General features: G+C 37.5%; 12 protein-coding genes. 6 read left to right on the top strand and 6 right to left on the bottom strand.

Annotated elements, in window-relative coordinates; genetic code table 11:
• The first annotated feature begins 388 nt into the window (after positions 1-388).
• The 4 genes from CUN59_RS18895 (at position 389) to CUN59_RS18885 (ending at position 2,365) form a co-directional block, all read left to right on the top strand.
• On the top strand, positions 389-1,189 hold the full coding sequence (locus CUN59_RS18895; protein ID WP_104389292.1) for a PhzF family phenazine biosynthesis protein: 801 nt from the start codon (positions 389-391) through the stop codon (positions 1,187-1,189).
• Positions 1,190-1,346: 157 nt separating this feature from the next.
• Complete coding sequence (locus tag CUN59_RS21570; protein ID WP_165790232.1) at positions 1,347-1,487, top strand: hypothetical protein; 141 nt, start codon at positions 1,347-1,349, stop codon at positions 1,485-1,487.
• Complete coding sequence (locus tag CUN59_RS18890; RefSeq protein WP_104389289.1) at positions 1,445-2,080, top strand: type I restriction endonuclease subunit R; 636 nt, start codon at positions 1,445-1,447, stop codon at positions 2,078-2,080. The genes CUN59_RS21570 and CUN59_RS18890 overlap by 43 nt, the downstream gene beginning before the upstream one ends.
• Positions 2,081-2,170: 90 nt before the next feature.
• Positions 2,171-2,365, top strand: a complete 195-nt coding sequence (locus tag CUN59_RS18885) for a hypothetical protein (RefSeq protein WP_104389288.1) — start codon at positions 2,171-2,173, stop codon at positions 2,363-2,365.
• Between the two features lie 202 nt (positions 2,366-2,567).
• Here CUN59_RS18885 and CUN59_RS18880 read toward each other — a convergent pair whose 3' ends face one another.
• Positions 2,568-3,677 carry a peptidylprolyl isomerase gene (locus CUN59_RS18880; RefSeq protein WP_104389287.1) on the bottom strand — a complete coding sequence of 370 codons (1,110 nt, stop codon included), beginning with the start codon at positions 3,675-3,677 and terminating at the stop codon, positions 2,568-2,570.
• A gap of 200 nt (positions 3,678-3,877) precedes the next feature.
• On the opposite strand from CUN59_RS18880, the gene efp reads away from it, so the two are divergent.
• Together efp and accB are read left to right on the top strand one after the other, a co-directional pair.
• Positions 3,878-4,435, top strand: coding sequence for an elongation factor P (gene efp / locus CUN59_RS18875; RefSeq protein ID WP_104389291.1), 558 nt, complete (start codon positions 3,878-3,880; stop codon positions 4,433-4,435).
• Positions 4,436-4,591: 156 nt separating this feature from the next.
• A complete protein-coding gene (gene accB, locus CUN59_RS18870; protein ID WP_104389286.1) occupies positions 4,592-5,089 on the top strand; it encodes an acetyl-CoA carboxylase biotin carboxyl carrier protein in 498 nt (165 codons plus the stop codon).
• Between the two features lie 82 nt (positions 5,090-5,171).
• Here accB and CUN59_RS18865 read toward each other — a convergent pair whose 3' ends face one another.
• The 5 genes from CUN59_RS18865 to CUN59_RS18845 form a co-directional block, all read right to left on the bottom strand.
• Entirely contained in the window at positions 5,172-5,786 is a 615-nt protein-coding gene (locus CUN59_RS18865) for a GerMN domain-containing protein (protein WP_104389285.1), read from the bottom strand.
• 617 nt (positions 5,787-6,403) lie between these two features.
• Positions 6,404-9,175: an acetate--CoA ligase alpha subunit gene (gene acs, locus CUN59_RS18860; protein ID WP_104389290.1), complete on the bottom strand. Its 2,772-nt coding sequence runs from the start codon at positions 9,173-9,175 to the stop codon at positions 6,404-6,406.
• Between the two features lie 56 nt (positions 9,176-9,231).
• A complete protein-coding gene (locus CUN59_RS18855; RefSeq protein ID WP_207765450.1) occupies positions 9,232-9,690 on the bottom strand; it encodes a hydrogenase maturation protease in 459 nt (152 codons plus the stop codon).
• A 113-nt stretch (positions 9,691-9,803) separates the two neighbouring features.
• On the bottom strand, positions 9,804-10,829 hold the full coding sequence (locus CUN59_RS18850; protein WP_104389283.1) for an NAD(P)-dependent alcohol dehydrogenase: 1,026 nt from the start codon (positions 10,827-10,829) through the stop codon (positions 9,804-9,806).
• 58 nt (positions 10,830-10,887) lie between these two features.
• Positions 10,888-11,397, bottom strand: a complete 510-nt coding sequence (locus tag CUN59_RS18845) for a DUF29 domain-containing protein (RefSeq protein WP_104389282.1) — start codon at positions 11,395-11,397, stop codon at positions 10,888-10,890.
• Positions 11,398-11,512 lie beyond the last annotated feature (115 nt).

Raw genomic sequence — 11,512 nt, 5'->3', positions numbered from 1 at the left:
TTTAATGCTTTTGATTTTCCCCTCATCTGCATATCTCCTCAAGGTATTTGGATGCAATCCCAGAAATTCGACCGCTTTTCTAAGTGGTATGTATGCCATAGGGAAAGTATAGCATTAGTTAGTATTAGTTGGCAAATATTTAACTAGCTAATTTCCCCTCAATACTTAGGGGAAAGAGCTTGTCCTAAGTTGACAATTTAATGAATAAACCTATACAAATATAGACAAAACCCACAAGCATTTGATGTATAACTCTCATGAGTTATTCAAGAACCTATGAGTAATCAAAAGGATTGAGAACAGATTTTTTGCGAATAATAGATCCCAAAGAAAGATAGAATAGTGGTTAAAATCTCACACAAAATCATAGATTGAGATAGTTATGCAAATGAATCAAATTATTACTCAAGTTGATGCTTTTACTAATACCCCATTTAAGGGAAATCCTGCTGCTATTTGTATTTTAGATAGTCCAAAATCTGAATCATGGATGCAAAATATTGCCCAGGAAATGAATTTATCAGAAACCGCTTTTTTAGTTAAACAAGATAACGGTTTTAATTTACGTTGGTTTACACCTACAGTAGAAGTTCCTTTGTGTGGACACGCAACCTTAGCGAGCGCTCATGTATTATGGTCACAAGGACATTTATTACCAAATCAAGAAGCGCGGTTTTACACAAAAAGCGGGATATTAATAGCAAAGTTAGCAAATGATTGGATTCAGTTAGATTTTCCTGTTAATCTTTCTCAACCTGTAGAAGTAACTCCAGAATTAAGTGAAGTTTTAGGAGTAACTATTAAATCTGTTGTCCAAAATTCTTTGGGTTATTTAGTAGAAGTAAAATCTGAAGAATTAGTCAGAGAAATGCAGCCAAATTTCCAACAGATGAAAACTCTCACAAAGGCTGATATTATCGTTACTAGCATTGCTAATTCTGACTCAGAATATGATTTTGTCTCCCGCTTTTTTGCTCCTGCTTTAGGGATTAATGAAGATCCGGTAACAGGTGCTGCACATTGTTGTTTAGCACCTTTTTGGCGAGATAAATTAGGGAAAGATGAGTATTTAGCCTATCAAGCTTCTAGTCGAGGTGGAGTAGTAAAAGTCTATTATCCAGGAGGAAATAGGGTTTTTATATCTGGACAAGCTGTAACAGTTATGCGAGGAGAATTAATGATTAACTAAAGTTGCTATAGCAGGGAACAGGGAACAGGGAACAGAGTTGAAAGTCATGAGAGTGTATAGTTTTTTAGGTAAATTCTGTATCTCGTTCAAGCGCATACCGCTATATTTATCTCATGTAAATGCTAATTTGTCCCTGAACATAAAGAAGTAATAGCAGATGGTTTCTACTGTTGGTATAATTAGCTATCAAGGAAATCCTCATGTTTATCCCATCTTTATCAATGAAGTTGCTTATTACGAGAAAGGTCATAACAAATGGTTTCTACCGTTGGCATTACAGACACTATTAAAAGCTTGAGTGATTTACAAACTCGTTGTAACTTACACCAAGCAGAAGATGAAAACTTTTTTAATGAATGGTTGACAGATTTACCCCTACTCAAACCACAAGAACAATCAGGTGTTACTCGCATTAAACAGCGTTATGATTATCATCGCGTTGATGGTCTATTATTAGAAGGGACAATTAATCTTTTAATCGTTTCACCACTTTTGGAACTTGCAGGTTTTCTAGATTCACCTTACCGAATTTGCTCACCCTATGGCATAAATTTAGAAATTGAAGAACCAGAAGCAACAATTCGCGGTTTTATTGATGTCCTAGTTGTACAAGAAAAACTGTGGATTTTTGTGGTTGAATCTAAACGAAATAGCATTCCAGTTGTGACAGCAATACCGCAGTTATTAGCCTATATGTTAACTACTCCTCACCGGGATCAATCTGTATTTGGTATGGCTACGAATGGCGATGAATTTATATTTATAAAACTAGCTATCACAGACAAACCTCAATATGACGTATCACGAACATTTTCCCTATTTCCCCGCCGACATGAATTAGCTGAAGTGTTGCAAATTTTAAAACGACTAGGAGAACCCATGATAGCTTAATTTACCTGTACCTGCTATTAATAGCTAGTTATGCCAATTCATGTTCCAATTAGAGTATATTAAAAAACAGTTGTCTTTTTAGTTTCCCAAATGAGTGACATCAAAAGAATAGACACAAACGCCTATGTAACAGTACAAGGGCAATATGCTGTAGTTAATGAAGGTTCTGGCTATGCCATTATCAATACTCACACAAAACAGGTAATTGCCCGCAATATCTCATCCTTCTTGGACTGCGTAAAAACTCTAGAGTATATCTATAGAAAACCTCAAGGAAAAGATTAGCAGATACCAGCATAAAAGCTATAAATATCGTTGGTCTACAAGTTTAGAAAACAACGTTCTAGCTAAATTAAGGAAAATAATGGATAGACTCAAAAATTAATTGAAAGACGTTATTACTGCTAACCGCAAGCGGAAAGAGTCGCTTTGAGAAAGTAGAGATGTTTACTAAACTCAAACATCCCTACCTTTTGATTTTAATCTCTTATGAAACTGCTTTTGGCTGAACTAAATTTTCCCCACCTTGAATAACAGTTGCAGATTCAATTTTGTCACCAGCTTTGAGCTTATCTAAAACCTCTCTACCTTCAGTTAGATAACCAAACACAGCATAACGACCATCTAAAAGATTACGTCCTGCGGGAGTAAGTTCAGGTTCAAACAAGAAGAAGAAAATTTGCGAAGAAGCACCATTAGCTTCATTTTCTGGCCGTGCCATGACTAAAGCACCAAAAGAAGAAAATGGTAAAATCGGCATATCTAAATAACGCCCAGCTTCTTCGAGAGTAATGCCATAGATTGGTTCTTTTTCACCTTGGACTAAAATTTCTAAAGGAATAGCCCGATATTTGCTAGTTTGAGGATCAATAAAACCGACTTCCTTACCTACAGGATCTCCGGTTTGGAGAAAGTAAGATTCTTCCGAACGGGTGAATTCTAAACCGTTATAAAAACCTCTTTGTACCAAATCAACAAAGTTACCAGCAGTCACAGGGGCGCTATAGCCATCTACAACTACAGTCAAATCACCTTTATTAGTTTTTAAAGCAATGGTAGCGCGTCCTTTGAGTTGGGGTAAGTTACTATACTCAGCCGGAACTTCAAAAGGGAATTTTGTCACCATTGATTCTTCTAACAAGCTGACAAGATTGAGTAATTTAGCTCTGCCGTCAAGAATGGGTTCTTTTCGTTTCGTTTTCACCACTTCTTGTAGTTCTATGATGCCAGATTTCAATTCAGTCATCCAAGCTTGAGCTTGAGGTTGGCGTTCTTCCGGAACGCTTGCTAATATTTGGGAAGGTTTATCGAGTATCCGCAATGCCTGCTTAAGGTCATTATTAACCGCGCTCCACCGCTTATTCGCTCGCAGTTGGTTAGAAATATCCTCTAAACTGGCTTGTAGTTTACGGACAGGTTGATTATCAATTGGCAGTGCATAGCGCAACAAAGCCTTACCGTCGGTAATTGCGTTACCGGCTGGTAAGCTGGCGTTAGCAGTGGGAGTCCACCCAACTGTACCAATGGCTAAAAATATTGTTAATAGCAATATTGCCTTGAGGCTGTTCTTCACCCAGGACTTTAATAAGTTCAACATGGAATTTTTCTTTCTTCAGCATTAAAGTGTTGACTGGAACTAACCCATTAATTATCTTCCCATATTGAGGGACTGGGGACAGAGGGGCAGGGAAGCAGGGGAGAATGGTCTTTGGTATTGCCTATTCCCTGACAACTAACCAATTATGACGCTAGAAGGGTACAATGAATGCCGATTGTCTTGGAAAATTTGCAAGTTTCATGATCTCTAGTAACGACTTTCGACCTGGTGTTTCAATTGTATTAGATGGTTCGGTCTGGCGCGTGGTAGATTTTCTTCATGTTAAGCCAGGTAAGGGTTCTGCTTTCGTGCGGACAACCCTGAAAAATGTCCAAACTGGGAAACAATTAGAAAAAACTTTTCGGGCTGGGGAAACTGTCCCCCAGGCTACTCTGGAAAAGGTAACGATGCAACATACCTATAAAGAAGGTGATGAGTTTGTCTTTATGGATATGGAGACTTATGAAGAAGATAGATTAACTTCAGCGCAAATTGGCGATCGCGTCAAGTACCTTAAAGATGGTATGGAAGTGAATGTGATTCGCTGGGGTAAACAGGTGCTAGAAGTTGAACTACCTAATTCTGTAGTTTTGGAAGTTACTCAAACTGATCCTGGTGTTAAGGGTGATACTGCCACAGGTGGTACGAAACCAGCCACCCTAGAAACTGGTGCAACCATCATGGTTCCCTTGTTTATTACTCAAGGGGAGCGCATTAAGATTGATACCAGAGAAGATAAATATTTAGGCAGGGAATAATTTTCCAATAATTTTGATACCAACTGGGAATAGTGAGAAATAAAATCCAAAATCTCAAATTGGTACTTAATGATTTCAATCCCTTTTTTATAGAGGGATTAAATCCCTGCCTCACTTAGAATTTTAATTTAACGGTTAGGTCGAGGTAAAACAATTGTGACATTAGACTTTAATGAAATCCGTCAGCTATTAGTAACTATTGCCCAAACCGACATTGCTGAAGTTACACTCAAAAATAATGAGTTTGAGCTAACAGTCAGAAAAGCCATCAGTTTTGGCAATAATAGCCAAGCACCAGTTAGTGATGGCGTAACCCACTTGGTATCTACAACTACACCAGAAATGGTAATCAATAAAGTTGTGGATAATGTAGTCACACCATCTGCTCTTACTCCTTCACCAATTAATCAAAAATTGGTTGAGGTACAATCACCCATGGTAGGCACGTTTTACCGCGCTCCAGCCCCGGGAGAAGCTCCTTTTGTGGAAGTGGGCGATCGCGTCAAAGCTGGTCAAAGTGTTTGTATTATTGAAGCCATGAAACTGATGAATGAAATTGAAGCCGAAGTCTCTGGACAGGTGATGGAAATTTTAGTTCAAAATGGTGAACCAGTAGAATATGGCCAGCCTTTAATGAGAATTAACCCTGATTAACTATAATTAGTTGACAGTTGACAGGTGCTACGCCACGGTGACAGGTAAGAGAGGTTACATTTTACCAATTACCAATCACCAATTATTTCAACGGATAATTTTTCTGAAAACTTGTGCGGGTGAGTGGTTGTTCTATTTCCAAACCTTCACCCCCTAATACCTCTAAGGGTTTACCGTTAACTTCAATGTATACATTGGCTTTAGGGTTTAAAGTAGTGGCAGTATATACAACTTGTCCGACTCGACCCATCATAGATGTACTACCGCCACCAGTAGTAAATTTTTCAGATAAATTCACATGAATATCGTTGTTTCCTGTTTTTAATCCTAATAGTTTAGTACCTTCGGGAATAGTGGTAGAGTCTGTTGCTTCCTTTGGTCCGGCTAATAAGGTCTCAAAAGCACTCTCTAAAACCTGCTGAGGTTGGTTAGCGGCAATTTTCAGAGGTTGGGGAACTAAATCTAGACGATTTTCCTGGGATCTGAGCCAGTATATATTAGCAGTCTGTTCATTCCCTTGTTGGTTTGTAGAATTCTTGACAGGTTCTTTAATAGTTTGTGAAGAGTTCGCAGGTGCAGGAGTATTGGGAGACTGAGACGCAAACCAAGCTACACCACCGCTAACTACTACTACTGTGGCGGAGATAGCTGCTACCACACCAGAGAAAATACTCTTAGTTCTTTGTTGTTCATTCATATATAAAACCTACTTGACTGATAATTGAAATAGTTTTTGTCAGATAATAAGCCTGTGTATAAAGGTTATATCTTAAATAGATGCTTTAATTTGTACATAAACTGCTATTGCTAGTTTTGCCTATCCCTAACTCCAATTGTAGAGTTATCTTTTCCAGTGCGTCACCTTTCTGTTTATGTAAATCCTATGGTTTGTTGAAAAAAATTTAATTTAAAAATTGATGAAAATATAGTAATACCATTTCTTTGTAAAGTTGCATATAATTTACCCCCCTTGCTAAGGCTACGGTGTACACACAAGTTCTATCTGTCTTCGTTTTATGATTATTTAGCCCCTAGATCCCCCAAGTTTAGGGGACTTTGAAATTCTTATTCCCCCAGAATTGGGGGTTAGGGGGCATCAAAACCCTATTAGTCCACTTGATTAAACTGTACACCGTAGCTTGCTAACGGGGGACTACAGGGGGGTATATTTATTTGCAGGATTTATGCAGTCTGACGTGGTTGGTGAGTTTATGGAACTACACCCTACAACAGATTTTTGGTGTGACACTTGCGTAAATCCTAAATCATACAGGATAAGGCTTTCCCTCATCTTTCCTGTCCTGAAGCCTCCTGCTATGTTAATTTAATTTCTGCCCTTAATACTGTGGCATCACTGGTATGGGAAATTGTAAAACCGAGTTTTTCACATACTTTTTGCATCCCTGTATTATCTGCCAAAATATCAGCATAAATACAGCAGATTGTTTCATTTTTACCTACTTTTATTAATCTGCGGACTATTTCCGTACCTAAACCTTGACATTGAAATTTATCGCTCACCAGCATGGCAAATTCTGCCGCATTATTACCATGTAATTTACTCAATCTGCCTACTGCCAAAATTTCCGTTTCTTTGGTTTCTGGGTTTTCATGTTCTGCAACTAATACCATTTCTCGATCATAGTCAATAAAACAAATTCTGGTAAGTCGTTCATGGGCAATACGGTGACTTAATTTCACTAGATGAAAGTAACGTAGATATACACTTTCTTCTGATAGGGTTTTGTGAAATTTGACTATTAATGGTTCATCTTCTGGACGGATAGGACGGATAGTAATTGGTGTACCATTTCTCAAAGTCCAATTACTAACATATTGGTGAGGATAGGGACGAATGGCTAATTTTGGTAATTGATATTTTTCTACATCAGGAGAATGTAAAACTATTCTACCATCTAATGCTATTAAACCACTAGCATGATCAGGACTGGGAGGAATAGCTAATAAAGGATTAATGTCTATTTCTTTAATCCAAGGTTGTTCTACTACCAGATGACTAAATACTACTAATAACTCCTCTAAAGCTGCCATATTAATACTTTCTCTACCCCGCACACCTTTCAATGCTTTATAGATTTTAGTTTGTTCCATCATCCTTCTAGCTAAGGTGGTATTCAGAGGTGGTAAAGCAATAGAACTATCTTGGAAAATTTCTACTAATTGTCCACCAGCACCAAATAATAAAACTGGTCCGAATTGCGGATCTAAACTACTGCCAATTATCAATTCATAACCGCTAGTTTTTACCATTTGCTGCACGGTTACGCCTAAAAAGTCTTCTGGTCTAGCTTTTTGTAATACCGAAGTTTCTATTAGATGATAGGCTTTTTTTACAGCTTCGGCATTTCGCAAATTTAACTGTACACCTCCCACATCTGTTTTATGAGTTATGGTTTGAGAATACAACTTTAAAACCACGGGATAACCAATTTTTTCCGCAAATTCTACTGCTTCCTCGGCATTTTTGGCAATGCTTCCAGCAACCACAGGAATACCATAGGCGGCTAAAATTTCCTTAGATTCAAATTCTGTTAAAATCGTTCTTCGGGCTTTTCTAGCATCGTTAATAATGGTTTCAACTAATGCACAATTATGGGAATTACTATTACATTCTAAGTTTGGTAGTACAGGAGTTTCATAAATTCCCTTGAGGTTATAACTATACCGCCACATATAGCTAAATATCCGCGCTGCTGTATCGGGATAAGCATAAGTAGGAATACCTTGACGGTTAAGAATTTGTTGCCCTTGTGCCACATCTTCCCCACCCATCCAACTTGCTAAAATGGGTTTATTTGGCATTTGTGCATAAGGTTTTAATCCTTGAGCAATTTTTGTCGGATCGGTCATAGCTTGGGGAGTTAAAATCACTAATAAACCATCACTATGAGGATCTTGGGCGGCAATTTCTAAGGCTTTTGTGTAACGTTGGGGATCAGCATCTCCTAAAATATCAATAGGATTATTGTGACTCCATTGTGGGGGTAAAATTTCATTTAAAGAATTAATTACTTCTTCGGAAATTGGTGCTAGTTCTCCCTTACTTTCTATTAATGTATCTGTAGCTAATACTCCTGGACCCCCAGCATTAGTTAAAATTGTTAATCTTGGACCTTTGGGACGCGGTTGTTTGGCTAATACTTCTGACATATCAAATAAATCAGAAATACTATTAACTCTTAATACGCCACATCTTCTAAAAGCTGCATCTAAAACAGCGTCACTTCCTGCTAATGATCCTGTGTGGGAAGCGGCGGCTTTTGCTGCTGCTTCTGTACGACCGGCTTTAATGACAATTATCGGTTTTGTTAATGCTACTTCTCGCGCTGCGGAAAGAAAAGAACGCGCATCACCGACAGATTCCATATAAATTACAATACTTTTTGTATTGGGGTCATCTCCTAAATAATAAATTAAATCTCCCCAACCAATATCTAACATTGAACCGATGGAAACGAAGGCACTAAAACCAACGTTTTCCTGTAAACTCCAATCTAAAATTGATGTACATAATGCCCCGCTTTGACTCAAGAAACCTAAGTTTCCTGGTTGTGCCATTTTACTGGCAAAGGTGGCATTTAAACCGGAAATTGGACTCATAACTCCTAAACAGTTGGGTCCAATTATTCTAATTTTTCCTCTGTGTGCTATTTCGAGAATTTCTTTTTCTAAAGCAATGCCTTTTGTACCTGCTTCTTTAAAACCTGCGGAAATAATTATTGCACCTTTAATTCCCGCTTCAACGCAATCAGAAATGATTTGAGGCACGGTGGGAGCAGGGGTGGCAATTACGGCTAAATCTATTTTTTCAGGAACATCAAAAATGGTAGCATAGGCTTTAATTCCTAATACACTATTTCGCTTAGGATTGATGGGAAAAACTGTACCATTAAAGGGATTTGTAATTAAATTCCATAATAGGGTACGTCCCACACTGCCCGGTTTTTCACTAGCACCAATAACAGCGACAGTTTTGGGTGCAAAAATCGCATCTAAGGGATTTATTCTCTCTGTATGCAAGATATCATAAGCCTTATCGGTACTAGGTTTAATAGATTCTTGCATAACTACTCCTTGATCAGTTGTCATTTGTACGTGTTTTCTATTACATATTTTTCATTCTAACTCGATCTATAAATTTTACTTGTATTCAGAATTTGAATAATCTTATCTATTGCGATCGCAATGCCTTTTTCTGCCGTGGGGGAAATGCGATCGCTCAATTCAAAGTTTACTCCTGGGACTGTAATTAACCAAGCCTCTGGACAATTACCATAGAGAAATTGAGATAGTGCAAGTAGGGATCTGGGATCACTTATATGAGCATCTATACAACTAGATTTAGAAGGTAATAATGATTGTACCTGTACCTCACCAAATTGAGGATCAATACGGGCATCCACAAAAATTGCTAATTGAGAATTGGCCAAATTTTCAGATAATTCTGGTGTTAATTGGTGAACTGCAATTGATTGTACAGATGATAAATGCCAATATTTTATCGCTTTTGCTACCTGTTGTCCAATGGCATCATCACCACGTAATTCATTACCATAACCAATCACTATTGCAGTTACCATTATGTTTTCATCCCTGGTGATATACTCGGTTTATGATAGCTACTTAGTAACTAATATGACTTATACAAGCGTCAAACCACACCCTACCAATGTGCCGGTTGCATAAGTCCTAACTAATTATCTGACACTAATACAATGCGATAACGGGCTTTATTTGCAGCAACTTTATCCATCGCTGCATTGATATCAGATAAGGGCATGATTTCAATCATGGGTTTTATTTGATTTACTGCTGCAAATGCTAGCATTTCTTTCATAAATCTCCGTCCTCCTACTACACTACCAACAATGGCTTTTTGTCCAAATACTAAAGGTAAAAGTGGAATATTCAGAGTGGAAACAGGAAGTCCAACTATACAGAAAACTCCATTATTAGCCAGTAAATTAAAACATTTATCCCAATCAATTGCTGATGAACTAGTACTGATAATTAGATCCTGTTTTCCGCCTATTTGTACAATTTCTTCAGCATTATTCCAACTGCAAAAATGATGCGCTCCAAATGCTTTTGCTTCCTCTTCTTTATCAGGAGAAGTAGAAAAAGCGGTGACTTCTGCTCCCATTGCTCGCGCAAATTTGATTGCTAAATGTCCTAGTCCACCAATACCAATTACTCCTACTTTTATCCCCGGATGTTTGATATAAGTTCTCAGAGGACTATAAACTGTAATTCCTGCACATAATAGCGGGGCTGCACTAGCAGAATCTAAAGCATCAGGGATTTTATAGGCAAAATCGGCGGGAGCGCGTAAACAATTGGCAAATCCTCCATGATTACCAATAATTAAGCCTGTATAACCTTTTTGACAAACATTTTCTTCTCCTCTTAAACAAGCGTCACAGGTTCTACAGGAGTTACGAATCCAACCAAAACCCACGCGATCGCCAATTGTCAATGAAGTAACATCTTCACCTATTTGGGTAACTTTCCCCACTACTTCATGGCCTGCAACTAAGGGAAATTTACTCACATTCCAGTCATTATCTCTCATGTGAATATCTGTATGACATAATCCATTATGAGTAACTTGAATTTCAATATCTTGACGACCTAATTTTGCAGGTTCATACTCCCATTGCTGTAGTTTTTCCCCTTGTTTCAATGCTGCATAACCTTGGAATTTATCAGTGAGTGTCATAAATTTTATCCTCTATCGTGTTATTAATTCTGTTAATTATATTTATGTTGCCATATAATTATTGACTAGGAAGATGGAAAAAGTCTTGATCTAATATTTGTTCTAGAGAAAAAGGACAAACATTTGGGTATTCATCTTCTTGAGGAATACGAACACCAAAAGACGCTTTTTTCCCTTCTTGAATAGCTAAATTACGCCCATCGGGATAGGCTGTTTCTAAGGCTGTTTCTAAATAGGATTTCAGAGAAGGAGTATTTTTCAGAGCAATTAAAACCCGTTGACGATGTTCAATAATTGAACGATACCAACTGTTTTTCATAGAATCAGGAGCATCATGTTGTATCATAAGTTTTAGTAGATGTGCCAATAAAACCATTAAGTTACTTTCTAATGCTCTTTTTTCTGATTTCCCCAACTCTTTCAGTTCCTCAATTAAATGTTCAATATCTAATGAGTTAAATTGTTTTGTTTCTAAGGAGCTAATTGTTTGTTCAATCCACAGTTGAAAATCTTGTTCATAAAGATTTAACTGGTTATTAGATTGTTTTTGATCTAATTGTGGTTTCACTAACGCCCCCTTTTTAATATTTAAAGTATATTAGCGATGTTAGCATATAAGTTAGGTGAACCAAAAAATTTAAAGGTATGTGAAGAAAAGTAAAATCGCCCAAAACTCTCTTCGG

The organism is Cuspidothrix issatschenkoi CHARLIE-1 (assembly GCF_002934005.1).
Taxonomy (GTDB): domain Bacteria; phylum Cyanobacteriota; class Cyanobacteriia; order Cyanobacteriales; family Nostocaceae; genus Cuspidothrix; species Cuspidothrix issatschenkoi.
Note: the sequence above shows the minus strand (reverse complement) of the source record. Positions and strands in the feature narration are given on the sequence as shown.